This window comes from Massilia puerhi, from assembly GCF_009861485.1.
Window position 1 is genome coordinate 104,302 of the sequence record NZ_WOFW01000001.1, and the last position, 18,183, is coordinate 122,484.

The following is an 18,183-nucleotide window of genomic DNA, read 5'->3' on the forward strand; positions in this document are numbered from 1 at the left end:
CACGGCAGCGCGTTTGGCCGCATAATTCATTCAGTTTTGTAATGACATTATGCGATGTCCGCTCACGCCCTTTCCGCCGCATCTCCCCCATCGCGCACCCGTGCCGGCGCGCGCGATTCGCGCCTGTACGAGGTGATGGACCTGATGCTCGATTCGGTGGGCGATCCGCTGGCCCTGGGCAGCCTGGCCGCCTCGGCCAGCTATTCGAGCTACCACTTCGACCGCATCTTCCGTGAACTCACCGGCTTCTCGGCGGTCGAATACCAGCGCAAGCGCCGCCTGCGCCGCGCCGCCCACCTGCTGCGCCACGAGCCGGACGTGCCGGTCGGGCGCATCGCCCAGGACTGCGGGTTTCCGTCCAACGCCGCCTTCGCCAAGGCATTCCGCCAGCAGTTCGCGATGTCGGCCAAGGAGTGGCGCGACGGCGGCTGGCGCGCCTACATGGACGCCCAGGTCGGGCGCGAGAGCGACGTCAGTTTCTTCGTGGCCGAGCCGAGCAACCTGGCCGCCCTGCAGGCGCCCTACTGCCCGCCCGCACCGGGCAGCGTCGCCGCCCGCGTCGCCGTGCGCAACCTGCCCGCGGTGAGCCTGCGCTACCAGCGCTTCTTCGGCCAGTCGGGGGCCACGCTGTCGCTGGCCTGCAATGCCTTCATCTGCGAGCGCGAACGCGAGGGGCTCGCGCGCGGCGCGCCCTGGTATGGCGTGTTCGACGAGGATCCCGGCTTTACCGGCGAGCGCGAATACTGCTACGACTTCGGCTTTGGCGCAGCCGCGCCGGGCGACGACCCGACGCTTGGCCTGCGCCTGCTGCCAGCCGGGAGCTATGCCTGCCTCGACTTCCATGGCGAATGGCCACGCTTTCGGGCCATGTACGAAGACTGGCTCGAACACCAGTCAGTGTGGCGGCTGGACGCCACCCGGCCCCATATCCAGCAGGTCGAGCGCGATGGCGACGGCGGCTGGCAGGGCTGGCTGGCGCTGCCGGTCAAGAAGCGCTAGCCTGGCTCTCCAGCCGCATGAACCTGCTCAGCACCAGCACCGGCACGCTGGCCAGCAGCACCCACAGGAAGAAATCGCGGTAGCCCAGCGCCTGCTGGATATCGCCGCTGATGGTGCGGAACAGCACGAAGCCAAGCTGCATGAAGCCGGTGCCCAGCGCATAGTGGGCCGCCTGGTAGCGGCCGCTGGCTACCACCTGCATGATGAACAGGATCACGCCCACGAAGCCGAAGCCGTAGCCGAACATCTCGATCCCCAGCAGGGCCACGATCAGCGCCATCGATTCCGGTTGCGCGTGGCTCAGGTACCAGAAGGCGGCATTGGGCAGGTTCATGGCCAGGATCAGGATCGGCAAGGCGCGCTTGAGGCTCAACCAGGCCGTGAAATAGCCGCCGGCGATACTGCCGATCAAAAAGGCGGCGGTGCCGACGGTGCCGTAGGCCCAGCCCACTTCGGCGGTGGTGAGGCCCAGGCCGCCGACCGCGCGCGCATCGCGCAGGAACAGCGGGCCGATCGACTGGATCTGCCCTTCGCCGGCGCGGAACAGGATGATGAACAGGATCGCCATCCAGATGCCCGGCTTGGCAAAAAAGGTCTTGATGACGTCGGCCAGGGTGGCGCCGATGCCGGCCAGGCTGTGCCCTGCCGTGCCAACGCGCGGCGTGGCCGGCAGCGCGCGGATATGGTACAGCCCGAGCAGCGCCATCAGGCCGCCCAGCAGCAGGAACACGGTGGTCCAGGCGGCCTCGATGCCGAGCCGCTGTTCCAGTGCGCCGGCCAGGATCAGCAGGCCGCCGAGCGAAATGAACTTGGCCGCATTGAAGAAGGCGCCCTGCCAGCCGGCATAGGCGGCCTGCTCGCGCGCATCGAGGCTGGCGATATAGATGCCGTCGGCGACGATGTCGTGGGTACTCGAGGCCAGCGAGACGATCGCCAGCAGCGCGATGCACAGCGCAAACCACATCGGCAGTTGCAGCGCCAGCGCCACCAGGGCCAGGCAGGCGCCGCCGATCAGCTGGCAGGCGACCACCGCCAGGCGCCGGCTGGGGGCCAGTTCCATGAACGGGCTCCACAGCGCCTTGAAGGCCCAGGCCAGTCCAAGAAGGCCGGTCCAGCGCGCGATCTGGTCGTTCGGCACGCCCATGCTCTTGAGCATCTGGCCCGCCACCAGGGCCACCGCGTAGAACGGCAGGCCCTGGGCCAGGTACAGGGTCGGGACCCAGCTGAGCGGATGGCGGCGCTTGAGCGCGGCGGCCGGGGCGTCGTTCAGGGCGGTCATGGCAGTTCCAGGTTCAGGGTGACGATGCGGCTGGCGCGGCCCCGGGTATCGAGACTGGCCAGCTTGACGCTGCGGCTGCCGGCCAGCGTCACCGGCGCCGTGTAGCGCGGACTGTGGGCGCCGGGCTCGCTCCCATCGAGAGTGTAATGCAGGGCCAGGCCCGGCAGGTCGACATTCGCATGCAGCACGCCGTCGCACACCACCGCGCCGGGCGGCGGCAGGCGGTAGCGCCATGGTTCGGGCAGGCGGTCCAGGCGCGCCAGCTCGCGCTGGCCGAGGCGGTTGGCGAATTCGTTCCAGTCGCGCGCCAGTTCGGCGGGCTGCGTCCATGCGGGGTCCGGGCTCCAGGCCCGCTCGGCCAGGCCGATCAGGCGCGGCATCGTCAAATATTCGACCCGTTCCCGGCTGCTGGCATTCTCGCCCCACAACTGCCCCTGCAGGCCCGCGATGCGCCCGCGGCCATCGGCGTCGAGCGGCGCCAGGGCCGCCACCTGCGCGGCGCCCGGCGCGCGGCCCATCGCGTCGTGCGCCGGCAGCAGCGGCTTGTCGAGCGGCGTCAATCCGAACGGATCCCGGGTGTCGACGAAGCCGGCCCAGTAGTAGCCCGGCTCCTGCGGATGCTTGGCATAGGCGAAGTCGAAGTACAGGCTGGCGGCGTTGGACAACACCACCTGGTAGCCGGCATTGGCCAGGCGGTTGGCGCAGTCTTCCTGGCCCGAGCCCCAGCCGTTGTTCCAGACATAGACCTGTTCTCCGTGGGTGGCAGTGGCCGGGTTCGCGGCCAGCGCGGTCTCTTCCCAGCCGGTAAAAGCGATGCCGTGGCGCGCCAGGATCGCCCGGCAGCGCGCCTGGAAATCGTCGCGCAACTGGCGCGCTTCATGCCAGCCATGTGCGCGCATGCGCGCCTGGCAGATGGGCGAGCCGAGCCAGGCGCCGACCGGCACCTCGTCGCCGCCCGTGTGCAGCACGCGCAGCGGCACGCCGGCCTTGCGGTACAACGCCGCGACCTCGCCCACCACGGTGTCGATGAAGCGCTCGACCGAGGGCAGCGCGATGCACATCACATTGTCATGCCACAGCTGCACCGATTCATAGGTCGAGGCGTCGTCAGGATCGCTCAACAGGTATTCGGCGGCGCCCTCGGGATCGCCGGCGGCGCACAGGCGCGCATGGCGCACCCGCATCGCCTCGACTGCCGCGCGCGCATGGCCCGGCATATTGAATTCGGGGATCACCTCGATGTGCAACGCCTGCGCGTGGCGCAGGATGGTCACGAATTCGTCCGCCGTGTAGAAGCCGCTGCCGGCGGGCGAGCGGGTATCGGCGCCAGAACCGAAGGACGGCGGCAGGCACGGCGGCTCGCCCGGCGCCGCCACGCCACGGCGCGCGCCGATCTCGGTCAGTTCGGGCAGCGCGCCGATCGCCAGGCGCCAGCCTTCGTCGTCGGTCAGGTGAAAGTGGAAGCGATTGAGCTTGTAGCGCGCCATGCAGTCGAGCAGGCGCAGCACGGTGTCGACGCTGGAAAAATGGCGCGCCACGTCGAGCATCATGCCGCGGTAGGCGAAGCGCGGCGCGTCTTCCACCCGTCCGCACGGCAGTGCGCCGTCTGGCGCCAGCAGCTGGGCCAGGCTTTGCAGGCCGTTGAATACGCCGTGGGCGCCGGCGCCGCGCACCAGTACCCGGTCGGGTGCGATCTCCAGCAGATAGGCTTCGGGCGCCATTGCGGGATCGGTCTCGAGCACGATCCGGGTGCTGCCTGCAGTTTCCGGCAGTGGCGCCAGGAGCGCATGCAGGAATGCGGTCTCGTTGTCGAGTCCTGTGCTGCTTGCCACCGCCGTGGACCGCCCCAGCCAGCACTGGCGCGCGTCGAAACGCGCCCTGATCGGGCGTGGCGTGATGCGGCCGACCTGGTCCTGGCTCAACAGCGACAGGGCCGCGTTCTGTCCGAAGCGCCAGGCCGCATCGGCCGTCGGCAGCAGGTCGCCCTGCATGCGGTGGCGCTGCTCGGGTCTGGTGAACGGGGCAATCGCCGGGTCGCCCAGGTCGAAGGCGCGGCCGTGGGCGTCGAGCAGGTAGAAGCCGAGCGGCGCATCGGTGATGCTGATCGCCCAGTGCAGGGCTTCGTAGACGACGACGTATTCCTGGCCCGGCAGCCAGGCGGCGCTTGATGGCATGCTCAGGCCGAACAGGTCGCCGTTCAGGTGGGCGACAGCAAAGCCCGCGCTGACGGTCTCGGGCAGGATCTTGCGGCAGGTATTGAAGCACAGGGTCCAGCCGGGCGCGATGGGCGCCGGGCCGCTATTGCGCAGCGTGAGCCGCGCCGTGAACGCGTCGTCGCGCGTGAAGTTGCTCAGGCATTCCCAGGCGATCGAGATCGCCGGGCCGCCGCTGGGACGTTCCATAATGGGGATGAAATTCGGGGTCTTGTTCCAGGCGGGAAGGCGGCCATTGCCGCCTTCCCGGTCGATCACAGCTTGCCGCGCAGGCCGAGGTAGAAGGTACGGCCGTTCGAGTAGAAGGCGCGCGGCCGGTCCTCGTTCTCGGCGTACATCTTGATGGTTTCGTTGGTGAGGTTCAGCGCATCGAAGGTCAGGGTCAGCTTGTCGGTCAACTTGACATTGACCGACGCCGCCAGCGACGGCATGTCGTCCACGTGCTGGCTGGCGCCACGGTCCACGCCGGCCTTGTACTTCGAGCGCCAGTTATACGCCAGGCGCGCCGAGAAGCGCTCGTTCTCGAAGTAACCGGTCACGTTATAGGTGTTCTTCGAGGAGTTGAGCAGCTCGCCGCCGTCATCGAGTTCACCGTCGGCATAGGTGTAGTTGACCAGCATGCCGAAGTTGTCCAGGAAAGGCTGCTGCCAGCTCAGTTCCACGCCCTTGTTCTTGCCGCTGGTGTTGTAGGGCGACGTGATCTGGTACTCGGTGAAGGTCTCGCGCTTGTTGTTGTAGTAGCTGCCGGTCGAGGTGCCCTGGGCCACGATCGAGCGCAGGTCCATGTAGAACAGGCCGGCCGACAGCAGCGCCTTCGGTGCGTAATACCACTCGGCGCCGATGTCGAAGTTGGTCGAGCGCACCGGGTCCAGGTTGACATTGCCGCCGCTGCCACTCAAGGCATCGTCGTTGAGCGAGACCGAGCCGCCCAGCGCGCTGTAGTCGGGGCGCGCGATGGTCTTGGCCAGCGCGGTGCGCAAGGTCAGGTCGGGCGTCAGGTTGTACTTCAGGTTGGCGCTTGGCAGGTAGTCGCGGTAGGTGCGCTCGAAGGTGGTCGGCGTGTAGGGACCGAAGGCCGAGCCGGTGATCGGGGTCGGGCCGCCCGGCAGGTTCACCACCGTGCGCTGGCGCGTCTCGATCGCGCGCAGGCCGATATTGCCGCTCCAGTCGTCGCCGCCGAAGTCGACCATGCCGTACAGCGCCGCGGTCTTCTCGGCCACCTCGAATTCGTTCATCCAGTTATGCCGCAGCACATAATCGAGCAGGCGGTTGCCGGGGATCGCGCCCCAGGCGCCGAGCGCCGCGCCGTCGTACTTGAAGTAAGGGATGCCGCTGTAGCCGCCGATGTCGCTGCCGAAATCGTCGGGATACATCTGGCCGTTCCAGGCCGGTTGCGGGTTGGTAAAGCCGGTCGGGCCGGGACGGGTTTCCAGCGGATGCTCGGCGGTGCGTTTGTGGTCGGTCCAGCGCGCGCCGAAACGGACGGTATGGAAGGTCGGGTTATCCAGGCGCAGCTCGCCGTCGAGCTGGGCGTATTCTTCGCGGTCCACCGACTGCGATTCGCCGCCGCCGGCCCAGGCCGTCGAGCCGGGCACGGCGGTGTTGCCGCCCGGGTAGCTCACCGAGGCCGGCGCCAGGCCGTTGAGCGCATAGGTCATGCCGCCATCGACGTTGTTCTGGTAATAGACGTCGTCGCGGTCCCAGCCCACGCCATGGGTCTTGCCGACCTTGCCCGATAGGCTGAAGCGCTCGCTGACGCGCCACTTGCCATTGAAGTCGAGGTACCACGATTCGCCACCCGCATCCGGACGGTAGATGTTGTCGACCTCGCCGGCGTTGCGGGTGAAGGAGGCGCCCACCAGGGTGTTGTTGCGCACCACCGGATTGCCGGGAATCAGGCCCAGGCTATTGATCGAGTTGGCCGGCGCGGCCAGCGAGTTGGTGTTCTGGTGCGGCGCTTCGAGCTTGGAATAGAAGCCGTTCAGGTCGAGGGTCAGGTCGCGGTTGGGACGCACCTCGATGTCGAAGGCGCCGCCCTCGCGTTTCTTGGTCTGCTCGAACAGGGCCGCGCCGATAAAGGTCGGCACCACCACGCCGGCCAGTGCCGGGTTGGCGATGGCGGCCGCGCTGGTCGCGCTGATCGGGGTATAGCCCAGGATTTCCTGGCCGTCGCGGCGCACCGCGGCTTTCTCGGAAAAGCCCTGGATCAGGATGCCGGCGGTATTGCTGGCGTTCTTCCAGCTCACCAGGCCCGACAGGTGCGGCTCGGTCTTGCTCGACAGGTCGTTGTAGTTGGCCTGCACCGAGGCCTCGACCGTCAGCTGCTGCTTGAAGTCGAGCGGACGGCGCGTGATGACGTTGATGGCGCCCGAGACGCCGCCTTCGACCAGGTCGGCGGTGGGGCTTTTCTGGACCACGATCGAGCCGACCAGCTCCGACGGCAGCAGCGAGAAACTGCTGGAGCGGCCGACGTTGCCGCCGATCTGGTTGAGCACGAACCAGTCGCCGGTGCTGATCGCATGGCCGTTGAACAGGGTCTGCTGCAGGCTGGGGCTGGTGCCGCGCAGGCTGACGCGGTCGTTCTCGCCGAAGCCACCTTCGCCGCCGGCCGAGGATTGGGTATTCACGCCCGGCAGGCGCTGGATGGCGTCGGCCACGTTCTTGTCGGGCATCTTGCCGATGTCCTCGGCGGTCACCACCTCGACCACGGCGTCGGCGTTGCGCTTCTGGCGCAGCGACTGCTCGAGCGCGGCGCGTACGCCGGTCACGACCACCGTCTGCGGTCCGGCGACCGGCTGCTCCTGCAACGGCGCCTGGGCCTGCGCCTGCCCCATCGACATCGCCACCCCTGCCACCGCCGCCGCGATCGCGGTGCGCTGGTACTGCCGTGCCTTCAACTCGTTCATACGTCTCTCCAAAACCAGGTTGGTTGTTCCACACACCCTTGCTGTCGACTTGCTGGACGTCCGGGCGTCTCTTGGTATTTATTTATGAACCCATTCTGGAGGCATCGTGAACGCCATGTTTGTCAAATCTTGCTATCCAATCTGCAATTTTTCATGAAGGCGACATCTGCATGTGGCAATGCGACACGCGCGCGCGACCGTGCCTGCCGCATGTGGCAGGCATCGGTGACAGCGATAAAACAGGATCAGTTGGCGGGGAATGGCACTTTCGCCACGGCGCGCCTGAGCGCGTCGAAGCAGTCCGGGTCGAGCGCGGTGCCGACCGTTTTTTCCATCATCTCGAGCGCTTGGGGAATCGGGATGGCGCCGCGATACGGACGCTCCGCGGTGATGGCGTCGAAGATGTCGGCGGTCGTGATGATGCGGGTTTCCAGGCGAATTTCTTCGGCCGCCAGGCCGCGCGGATAGCCGCCGCCATCGAGCCGCTCGTGGTGGGCGCCGGCGATCGCCGCCAGTTCCGCAAACGCGGTAATGCGGCCAAGAATGGTCTCGGTGTACTCGGCGTGCTGGCGTACCGCATCCCACTCGCTGCGGTCGAGCGAGCCTGCCTTGTCCAGCACACTGTTGCTCACGCCCAGCTTGCCGACGTCGTGCAGCAGGGCGCCGCGCTTGAGCCAGCGGCGTCGCTGCGGCGACAGGCCGAGCGCTTCACCGATCATGTCGGTGTACAGCGCCACCCTGCCGCTGTGGCCACTGGTATAGGGACTCTTGGCATCGACCACCTGGCCGAAGGCGGCGGCGATATCGTCCAGGTAGTCTTCGTCGAGCGCAACCTCGTGGCCGGCCGGCTCGAGCGCCAGGACGGCGCGGTCGATCCCGGGGCTGGCCAGGGTATGCCAGAACGCGTCGTCCCGCGCCACCGCCTCGAACGCCGCCACCAGGCGCGGATCGAACCAGGCGCCGGCCCGGGCGCTCGCTTCGCGCAGTGCCGCCGCGCGCCCTTCGGCGGTGTGGAACACATCGATCACCTGGGCCAGCAGGGCAATACGGGCAATGACGGGGATGGCTTCGCCGGCCAGCTGGGCCGGTTTGCCCTTGCCATTGAAATGCTCGTCGAGCGAATAGATGCCTTGCGCCACGCCTTCGGGAAAGCGCAGCAGGCGCGCGATATCCGCCCCGCGCTGGCAGCGCGTAGCGATCAGGTCCTGGGCGATGGCAGGACCGTCGCGCAGGATCGTCATCACGCTGCGGAAGCGTTCCGCCAGTCCGGCCTTGAGCCCGGTATGCTTGAGGACGAAGCCCAGCACCTGCGGCAAGCTGTCGCCCACGGTCTTGAAACCGCGCTTGAAATCCAGGTCATCGGTGAGATAGAGCTCGCAGATGCGCGCCGCATTGCTGCTGCAGCCGAGGTCTTTGAGTAGCAGCGCATAGTACAGCTCCCACAATGCCTGCTCCGACAGGCCGGCCGCGCGCCCGATATGCATGCCGATCCAGCAACAGCGTACGCAATGGCCGGCCGGCTGGCCTTCCGTGATGTCGAGGGCGTAACTGAGCGTGCCGATCAACTCGGACAGCTTCATGGCGCTGGGAAGCAGGGATTCCACGGGCATGGACAGCGGCTTCATTTTAATTCCAATATGCAATAAAGATTGATACTACGCCATAAAAGTAGCGTAGCGCATGCCTGCCAACTGAAATGCCATTCGATGCGGCATCGGCGCCACATCGTGCTCCCCCCTTTGTGTCGGCGCGCTAGACTGGCTTTTGCAATTGCGCGAATCGACACGTTCCTCAGCGGGAGGCTCAGCATGCGCGGCGCGACCAACGGCAGTTCGACGTCGATCTGGATGGACACCGCGACCGTGCCCGTGTTCCCTTCCCTCGTGGGCGCGCAAGAGGCCGAGGTGTGCGTGATCGGCGCCGGCATCGCCGGCCTCACCGCCGCCTACCTGCTGGCGCTGCAAGACAAGGACGTGGCCGTCATCGATGCGCTTGGCGTCGGCGCCGGCGAGACCGGCCGCAGCGCCGCCCATTTCTTTCCGCCCGACGAGTGGTACCACGGCATCGAGCGGCGTTTCGGCCATGCGCAGACGCGCCTGGTGGCCGGTAGCTATGCCCACGCCCTGCAGACGGTCGAGTCCATCGTGCGCCGCGAAGGCATCGCCTGCGAGTTCGAACACCTGGATGGCTACCTGGTCGCACAGGACGCGGGTGGCCAGCCGCTGTTGCAACGCGAGTGCGATGCCGCGGCGCGCGCCGGGGTGCAGGCCGAGCTGGTCAAGGGTGTGCCGGGACTCGGCTACGACACCGGCCCCGCGGTGTGCTATCCGGGCCAGGCCCAGCTGCATCCGCTCAAATACCTCGACGGCCTGGCGCGCGCCGTCATCCGGCGTGGCGGCCGCATCCATGGCGCCAGCCACGCGCGCCGAATCCGCGGCGACCACCGGCGCCAGCTGGTGACGCTCGACCATGGACAGATCCGGGCCCACAGCGTGGTGGTCGCCACCCACACGCCGTTCAATGACCGCCTCGTGATGCATACCAAGCAGGCCGGCTACCGCAGCTATGTGATCGGCTTGCGCGTGCCGCATGGCGTGCTGCCTCACCTGTTGCTGTGGGACCTGGGCGACCCGTACCACTATGTGCGGCTGGCCGCCGGCAGCGCTGGCGACGAGGTCTTGATCGTGGGCGGCGCCGACCACAAGACGGGCCAGGACGCGCGGCCCGGCCACCGCCATGACGCGCTGGAACACTGGGCGCGCGACCGCTTTCCGATGGCGCGCGAACTCGCCTGGCGCTGGTCGGGCGAAGTGATGGAGCCGAACGACGGGCTGGCCTTCCTGGGCCGCAATCCGATGGACGACCAGAACGTCTACCTGATCACGGGCGACTCGGGCAATGGCATGACCCATTGCACCATCGGCGCCATGCTGGTAACCGACCTGATCATGGAGCGGCCGAATCCCTGGAGCGCGCTCTACGATCCGGCGCGAAAGCCCGTGCACGGGCTGGGTCAGTTCGCCAGCGCGCAGGCCGCCGTGGCGGCGCGCTACGGCGAATGGCTCGGTGGCGGCGAAGTCGATGCGGTGCAGGCGATCGCGCCCGGCGATGGTGCGGTGCTGCGCCAGGGTCTGCGCCGGGTGGCGGTCCACCGCGATGCCGATGGCGCGCTGCACGCGTTGTCGGCCAGGTGCACCCACCTCGGCTGCGCGGTGCACTGGAACGGCGCCGAGCAATCGTGGGATTGCCCCTGCCACGCCTCGCGTTTCGATGTCGACGGCAATGTGCTGCACGGCCCCGCGCCGGCACCGCTGGCGAAGGTCATCCTGGCCAGCGGCGAGGCGCCATAACGCGAATGCAACGCGCACAAGCACGAACACCGGCGCGAGCCGGTGTTCGGGATGGCGGCCGGGGATGCCGCCCTTGCTGCTTGCAACGCTACCGTGTCGGTCAGTAGCCGCGACCGGTGGTGCCGGTGCCGGTTGCGCCGGTGCCGGTGCTGGTGGTGCCCGTGGTGCCCGTAGTGCCGGTAGTACCGTTGCGGTTGGTGTCATCCATGGTGCCGGTGGAACCGCTGGTGCCGCTCGAGCCGCTGGTCGTGCCGATGGTGCCGGTCGTACCCGTGGCGCCGGTGGTGCCGGTCGTACCCGTGGCGCCGGTCGTACCCGTGGTGCCCGTCATACCCGAGCTACCGGTGGCGCCGCTGGTGCCCGAGGTGCCGCTGCTGGTGCCCGTTTTGCTGCGGCGGTCACGGTCACGCTGGTCCTGCGGATCGGTGCTCTGGATGCTGCCGGTCACGCCGGTGGTCGAGCTGCCGCTGCTGCGATCGTTCATGGTGCCGATCTGGCCGCTGGTCGTGCTGCCGACCTGGCCGACCTGGCCGGCCGTGGTGCCGGTGGCGGTGCCGGCGGTACTGGTTTGTGCATGCACCGCAGTGGCGCCGAACATGGCGGCGGCGACCGACGCGCCGAGCATTCCTTTGAGTAGTTTATTCATTTTCATGGTGTTCTCCTCAATGTAACCAATTTAGTCAGGGGCGGTACCTGACACAGATCTGAAAGTTGGTAGCGATTTGCGTCAAGTGAGGAGTCCAGTGTAGAGGTGCGCTACGGATGGGAGCGCACGGTAGCCGCGCGGAAACACATCATCGTCGCTTATTTTTCATTATCTTGCTCTCATTTTCCGTTTATTGCAGAGCTGTCGAGGCGGCTTGCGCCGTCAGCGTTCCCAGTTGCGTATACAGCGGCAGCACCACGCTGCGGTCGTCCGGATAGACCCGGTTCGACAGGAAGACATAAAAACTGTGTGACTGCGGATCGATCCACAGGATGCAGCCCGTAAAACCGGTGTGGCCATAGCTGCCGACCGGATACACCGTGCCGCGCGGACGCTTGGCATACGGAGAATCGATGTCCATGCCCATTCCCCGCAGCGACGCGATGCCAGACGGCGACTGCACCGTCGTCAACAGGCGTACGCTGTCCGGCTTCAAGATCCGCACCCCATCCAATGCACCATTGCCCAGCAGCATGCGGGCAAAGCGGGCAACGTCGCCCACGGTGGAGAACACGCCGGCCGAGCCGCCTACGCCACCCATGCGGCGCACGGTCGGATCGTGCACCACGCCCTGCAACAGCGCCCCCGGCGCCAGGTCGCCATGCGCTGTCGGCAATTGCGCCGCTTCGGTAGCGCCGCGCTGGGTGGGCGCGATCGACGCCGCCGGCAAGCGTTCCAGCGGCCGGTAGCCAGTGTGGCGCATGCCCAGCGGCGCGAAAATGCGCTCCTGGGCAAAGCGGTCGAGCGGCATGTCGGCCGTGCGCTCGACCAGCAGGCCGAGCAGGATGTAATTGATGTCCGAATAACGGAAGAAACTGCCGGGCGGATGGGTCACCACTTGTTGGCAGGCCAACGCCAGCGCGGCCTGCTTGCCCTGCCATGCCGGCCTGGCCGGCAGGCCCGAGGCCAGCCCCGAGGTATGGGTGAGCAGCTGGCGCACCGTGATCGCGTCCTTGCCGCCGCCGGTGCATTGCGCGAAATACCGCGTGATGGGCGCTTCGAGGTCGATACGGCCCTCCTCGGCCAGCATCAGCACCGCCGGCGCCGTGACCAGTACCTTGCTCAGCGAGGCCGCATCGAACACGGTCGCGGTGCTGACGGCGGCGGCGTCCTCGTCGTAACTGAGGCGGCCATAGGCCTGCTCGTAGCGCGCGGCGCCGCGCTCGAGGTGATAGACGGCGCCCGGCAGCTTGCGGGCCGCGATCGCGGCCCCGATCGCATGGTCGACTGCCGTCAGGTGTGGGGGATCGAAACCGGTGTCGGCTGTCATGGTGGTTGGCGCTGGCTGGTGCGCGCAAGCGGCGAGCAGCACCGCGGCTGGCAGCAAACGAACAAGGTGTCCTGGCATCATAAGGAAATACTATAACAAGCTGATGACGGAGCAGCGGACGCGACGTTTTTGGGTGCCCCGCACGCGATTTTTTTCATCGGCGTATCATGGATCCATGATTCCTTTCTCGATACTCGACCTCTCGCCGATCGCCGAAGGCAGCGATGCGGCCACCTCCTTCCAGCGCTCGCTCGACCTTGCCCAGCATGGCGAACGCTGGGGTTACAACCGTTTCTGGCTGGCCGAACACCACGGCATGCCGGGCATTGCCAGCGCCGCCACCGCGGTGCTGATCGGCCACGTGGCGGCCGGCACCTCGCGCATCCGCGTGGGCGCCGGCGGCATCATGCTGCCCAACCATTCGCCGCTGGTGATCGCTGAACAGTTCGGCACGCTGGAAGCCTTGCACCCGGGCCGGATCGACCTGGGGCTGGGCCGTGCGCCCGGCTCGGACCAGGTCACGGCGCGCGCCCTGCGCCGCAACCTGGCGTCGGATGCCGACGAATTCCCGCAAGACGTGGTGGAATTGATGGATTATTTCGCCGGCTCGCCCCTGCGCGCGGTGCAGGCCGTGCCCGGCGCCGGCCTGGATGTGCCGGTGTGGATCCTCGGCTCGAGCCTGTTCGGCGCCCAACTGGCGGCGCATCTGGGCCTACCGTATGCGTTTGCCTCGCATTTCGCGCCGCAGATGATGATGCAGGCGATCGATATGTACCGCAGCAACTTCCGTCCGTCGGAACAGCTCGACAAGCCGTACATCATGCTGGGCTTTAATGTATTCGCCGCCGAGACCGACCAGGAGGCACATTTCCTGGCGACCTCGATGCAGCAGGCTTTCGTCAACCTGCGTACCGGCCGCCCGAGCAAGCTCAAGCCGCCGGTGAGCGGCTACCTGGAAGCGCTCGACCTGCCAGAGCGCATGATGCTCGACAGCGTGCTGTCGTGCTCGGCGATCGGCTCGCGGGTGACGGTGGCGCACCAGCTGCGCGCCTTCATCGAGAAGACCAAGCCCGATGAGCTGATGATCACCTCGCAGATCTACGACCATGCGGCGCGCCTGCGGGCTTACGAGATCACGGCGGATATTCAGCGCGCTGGCTGACGGCGCCTGCATGCCCGGCGCGCACGCCGGGCATGCAGGTAACAATCACGGCAGCGGCTTGCCGTCCACGTCGATCCTGCGCACCTCGCCCAGGTTCAGCGCGCGGATGTCCTTCTCGACCTTGGCCATATCCCCCACCACCACCCACACCAGGCGATCGGCGACGAAGCTGCGCGCCGCCAGGGCATTGGCCTGCTGCGGCGTGAGCGCCAGCGCTTTCTCGGTGAAGGTGTTGTAGTAGTCCTCGGGCAGGCCGTATTGCAGGATCGTGGAATAGGCGCCGGCCAGCTGGCCGGCGGTCTCGAAGCTGCCTGGCAGGCGCAGGGTTTTATTGTCCTGCGCGAACTTGAGCTCCTCGATCGCGATCGGCTTGGCGCCAGCGATATTGCGGTACTCGCCCACCAGTTCCTTCAAGGCGTCGCCGGTCTTGTCGGTCTGCACCGGCGAGATGCTCATGAAGGCGCGCTGGCCGATCGCCGGCGACACGGTGCTGCGCACGCCATACGACCAGTGCTTGTCTTCGCGCAGGTTCATATTGATGCGCGAGCTGAAGGTGCCGCCGAACACATCGTTGATGAGCTCGAGCGGCAGCGCCTCGGGGCTGTTGCGCGGCGGCGCCAGCTGGCCGCCCAGGATCACGCTCTGCAGCGCGCCGGGACGGTCGACCAGGTAGACCACCGGGGCGGCACGCGGCGCCACCTCGGCGATCGCCTTCTTCGGCACCTCGCCCGCTTTCCATGAAGCGAAGGCTTTCTCGAGCATCGGCTTGATCTCGGCCAGCGTGGTGTCGCCCACCACCAGCAGGGTGGCGTTGTTCGGCTTGAACCAGGTCGCGTGATACTTCGCCAGGTCGGCCCGGGTCATGCGCTTGACGGCGTCCTCGGTGCCGCTGCCGGTGCCCGGCTTGGCGTACACGTGGTCCTGGCCGTACAGCAGCGCCGGCGCCACGCGCAGGGCGATCGATTGCGGATCGGCCTTTTCGCGTGCGATCGCGGCCAGGCGGTCTTGCTGCAGGCGCGCGAACTCGTTCTGCGGGAAAGCCGGATTGAGCACCAGGTCCGCATACAGGGTCAGTGCCTGGGGCAAGGTGGCCTTGAGCGCGTTCATGCCGACGAAGGCGCCATCGAGGTTGGTGCTGGCGCCGAAGGTCGCACCCAGGCTTTCCAGTTCCTCGCCGATCTGCAGCGACTTGCGCGTGCGCGTGCCTTCCTCGAGCATGCGCAACGCCAGGCTGGCCACGCCGGGCATGGCGGCGCTGTCCGAGGCGTAGCCGCTGTCCACCAGCAGTTGCAGGTTGACCACCGGCGCTTCATGGCGCTCGGCCAGCACCACGTTCAGCCCATTCGACAAGGTGGTGCGCTGCATTGGCGGCAACTTGAGCGACATCGCCTTGCCGGTGTCCGGCGTTTTGCTGCGGTCCAGGCCGGTTTGGGTGGCGGCCAGGCCGGTCGGGAACGGATCGATCTGCAGCACGAAGTCGCCGTCGCCGAGCCAGTCGTTCATCGCCTTCTTGACCATGGCCGGGGTGGCGTCCTTGATGCGCTGCAGATAGACCTTGTAGCAGTCCGGATTGCCGGTATAGGTCTCGCACGAGGCCAGCAGGTCGCTCTTGCCGCCGAAGCCGCCGACGCGCTCGATCATGCGCGTGTACTGGGCCAGGATCGCGGTCTTGGCCAGGCGCAGTTCGGCGTCCGTCGGGCCGCTCTTCATCAGGGCGCGCAATTCTTCGTCGGCGATGCGTTCCATCTTCTTGACGTCGCCGCCCGGACGCGCGGTCAGGGTCATGCTGAACTGGCCGCCGATCTCGGACGAGCTGTCGCTCGCGGTGGCGCTGGTGGCCAGTTGATCCTGGTACACCAGGCGCTTGTACAGGCGCGAGGTCTTGCCGCCACCGAGCACGCGCGCGGCCAGGTCGAGCAGCGCTTCTTCCTGCGTGTGGGCGCCCGGCACGTTCCAGGTGCGGTAGATGCGCGACTGCGGCACGCGGTCCTGCGCCACCGTGCGGTGGGTGCCGGTGCGCTTGGCGATCCAGGCGTCATGCTTGGCCAGCGGCGGGCCCGGTGGGATCGCGCCATAGTATTGCTCGACCTTCTTGCGCGCTTCTTCCGGCGAGATATCGCCCGACAGCACCAGCACCGTGTTGTTCGGGCCGTAGTTCTGCTTGAACCAGTCCTGCACGTCGGTCATCGAGGCCGCATCGAGGTCTTCCATCTTGCCGATCACGGTCCAGGAATACGGGTGGCCGGCCGGATAGGTATTGGTGGTCAACAGTTCCCAGGCGATGCCGTAGGGCTGGTTCTCGTATTGACGCTTTTCGTTCTGCACCACGCCGCGCTGGATGTCGAGTTTCTTCTTGTCGACCGTGCCCAGCAGATGGCCCATGCGGTCGCTTTCGGCGAACAGCGCATAGTCGAGCATGGAGGTCGGCACGTTCTGGAAATAATTGGTGCGGTCCTGGTTGGTGGTGCCGTTGAGGTCGGTAGCACCGATGCGTTCCATCGCATTCAGGTAGGTGTGGTTGAAGTTGTCGCTGCCGCTGAACATCAGGTGTTCGAACAGGTGGGCGAAGCCGGTCTTGCCCACTTTCTCGTTCTTGGAGCCGACGTGGTACCAGGTATTGATCGCCACCACCGGCGTCTTGCGGTCTTCGTGCACCAGCACCGTCAGCCCGTTCTTGAGCGTGAACTTGGTGTACTTGATGTCCGGGATCGGGATGTCGGGCGTGGCGGCTGGCTTGGCGGGCGCGGCCTGCAGCGACGACACGCCGGTGACCAGCGCGAGTGCTGCCGCGAGGTGGATGGTACGACGAACGGATACTGCCATATTGCTCCTCCTGGAAAAGTCCTTGTGGGACGAGGGGACGGAATGAACGGCAAGGCACACCCCATCGGCGCGCCTTGCCAAATGTTCATTCTAGGCAGGTTTCACGTTGTCAACAAACAAAAAGACGCATGCGGTCGCCGGGCGGGCGCGACTTCATGCGGGGCGCATCACTTCGGCACGATGCGCAACAGGCTGCCCTTGGCTTCGTCCGTCAATACATAGAGTTGACCGTCCGGACCCTGGCGCACATCGCGCACGCGCTTGCCGACCGGCAGCAGTTCCTGGGCCGTGACTTTGCCCTGCGCGTCCAGTTGCACGCGGCGCACATCCTGGCCGGCCAGGCTGCCGCTGAACAGGCTGCCCTGCCATTGCGGGAAGGCCTTGCCGGTATAGAACGCCAGGCCCGACGGCGCCGGCGACGGCGTCCAGACGACGATCGGCTGCTGCATGCCGGGCACCACCTTCATGCCGATCGGCTGGCGGGTGCTGTAGTCCAGCGTATAGCTTTGCAGCGGCCAGCCATAGTTCTTGCCGGCCTCGATCACATTGATCTCGTCGCCGCCGCGCGAACCATGTTCGTTGGCGTAGACGCGGCCGCTCTGCGGATCGCGCGCCAGCCCCTGCACATTGCGGTGGCCGTAGCTGTAGACCTCGGGCCGGGCATTGGCCTGACCCGCCAGCGCACCCTTGCCGACCGGCTGGCCGGCGTCGGTCAGGTGCAGGATCTTGCCGGTGTGCGAAGCCAGGTTCTGGGCATGGTCGCGCGCCAGCATATTGCCGATGCGCTGGGGCGTGTTGCCGCCGTCGCCAATGCTCATCAGGATGGTGTTATCGGGCAGGAACAACAGGCGCGAACCGAAGTGCTGGCCGCCGCTCTTGCCCAGGTTGACCGCGAAGAGCTGCTTGATGCCGGTCACGCGCTTGCCGTCGAATACGCCCTGCACCAGCACGGTCCGGTTTTCGTCATCGGTGCCGCTGGACATCGTCATATAGATGCGGGGATTGGCTTTATCGGCGGGATGCACCGCGATGTCGAGCAGGCCGCCCTGGCCGCTGGCATACAGGTTTGGCAAACCATCGAGAGGAATTTGCTGGAAGCTTTTACCGTTTAGTAAGTGCAACGTACCCTGCTTGCCGGTGACCAGCATGCGGCCATCTGGCAACCAGGCCATGCCCCAGGGCTGGGGGGCGCCGGTGGCGACCGTTTCGAGCTTCCAGCCCTTGGCCAGCGGCGGCTTGTCGACCGGCGTGATTTCCTGGGCGATGGCAACCATGCCGACCGTGGCCAGGGTAGTGGCCAACACTAGTTTTTTGCTCAAGAGCTTCTTGACAATACTCGGCATGACTTCCTCTCCTAAAAGACGTTGAACAGTTGACATCGTAGCTTATATGCCGCAATTTCAGACATTTTATCTGCACGATTTGGGCAATCGGCGTATCATTGACGGTTCAGTGAACCAGCGTAAGGACATCCT

General features: G+C 66.6%; 11 protein-coding genes. 3 read left to right on the forward strand and 8 right to left on the reverse strand.

Annotation, left to right across the window (positions count from 1 at the left end):
- Positions 1–54: 54 nt before the first annotated feature.
- Complete coding sequence (locus tag GNT67_RS00475) at positions 55–999, forward strand: AraC family transcriptional regulator (protein WP_159627560.1); 945 nt, start codon at positions 55–57, stop codon at positions 997–999.
- Here the strand turns inward: GNT67_RS00475 and GNT67_RS00480 are convergent.
- The 4 genes from GNT67_RS00480 to GNT67_RS00495 all read right to left on the reverse strand — a co-directional run bounded on the left by GNT67_RS00480 (position 986) and on the right by GNT67_RS00495 (position 8,977).
- Positions 986–2,278, reverse strand: a complete 1,293-nt coding sequence (locus GNT67_RS00480; protein WP_159627562.1) for an MFS transporter — start codon at positions 2,276–2,278, stop codon at positions 986–988. The genes GNT67_RS00475 and GNT67_RS00480 overlap by 14 nt on opposite strands.
- A complete protein-coding gene (locus GNT67_RS00485; RefSeq protein ID WP_159627564.1) occupies positions 2,275–4,680 on the reverse strand; it encodes a family 20 glycosylhydrolase in 2,406 nt (801 codons plus the stop codon). Before GNT67_RS00485 ends, GNT67_RS00480 begins: the two co-directional genes overlap by 4 nt.
- 65 nt (positions 4,681–4,745) lie before the next feature.
- Positions 4,746–7,397, reverse strand: a complete 2,652-nt coding sequence (locus GNT67_RS00490) for a TonB-dependent receptor (RefSeq protein WP_159627566.1) — start codon at positions 7,395–7,397, stop codon at positions 4,746–4,748.
- 245 nt (positions 7,398–7,642) lie between these two features.
- Positions 7,643–8,977 carry an HD-GYP domain-containing protein gene (locus GNT67_RS00495; RefSeq protein WP_370659214.1) on the reverse strand — a complete coding sequence of 445 codons (1,335 nt, stop codon included), beginning with the start codon at positions 8,975–8,977 and terminating at the stop codon, positions 7,643–7,645.
- Positions 8,978–9,205: 228 nt separating this feature from the next.
- On the opposite strand from GNT67_RS00495, the gene GNT67_RS00500 reads away from it, so the two are divergent.
- Positions 9,206–10,747, forward strand: a complete 1,542-nt coding sequence (locus tag GNT67_RS00500; protein WP_159627570.1) for an FAD-dependent oxidoreductase — start codon at positions 9,206–9,208, stop codon at positions 10,745–10,747.
- Positions 10,748–10,847: 100 nt separating this feature from the next.
- Here GNT67_RS00500 and GNT67_RS00505 read toward each other — a convergent pair whose 3' ends face one another.
- Positions 10,848–11,393, reverse strand: coding sequence for a hypothetical protein (locus GNT67_RS00505; protein ID WP_229407865.1), 546 nt, complete (start codon positions 11,391–11,393; stop codon positions 10,848–10,850).
- 190 nt (positions 11,394–11,583) lie between these two features.
- Positions 11,584–12,723 (reverse strand): serine hydrolase domain-containing protein, encoded by a 1,140-nt coding sequence (locus GNT67_RS00510; RefSeq protein WP_229407866.1) that lies wholly within the window; start codon positions 12,721–12,723, stop codon positions 11,584–11,586.
- 175 nt (positions 12,724–12,898) lie between these two features.
- On the opposite strand from GNT67_RS00510, the gene GNT67_RS00515 reads away from it, so the two are divergent.
- Positions 12,899–13,885: an LLM class flavin-dependent oxidoreductase gene (locus tag GNT67_RS00515; RefSeq protein WP_159627574.1), complete on the forward strand. Its 987-nt coding sequence runs from the start codon at positions 12,899–12,901 to the stop codon at positions 13,883–13,885.
- Positions 13,886–13,930: 45 nt separating this feature from the next.
- Here the strand turns inward: GNT67_RS00515 and GNT67_RS00520 are convergent, their stop codons facing one another.
- Together GNT67_RS00520 and GNT67_RS00525 are read right to left on the reverse strand one after the other, a co-directional pair.
- Positions 13,931–16,708, reverse strand: a complete 2,778-nt coding sequence (locus GNT67_RS00520) for a M16 family metallopeptidase (RefSeq protein ID WP_159627576.1) — start codon at positions 16,706–16,708, stop codon at positions 13,931–13,933.
- Positions 16,709–16,875: 167 nt separating this feature from the next.
- Entirely contained in the window at positions 16,876–18,051 is a 1,176-nt protein-coding gene (locus GNT67_RS00525; RefSeq protein ID WP_159627578.1) for a PQQ-dependent sugar dehydrogenase, read from the reverse strand.
- Positions 18,052–18,183: the final 132 nt, after the last annotated feature.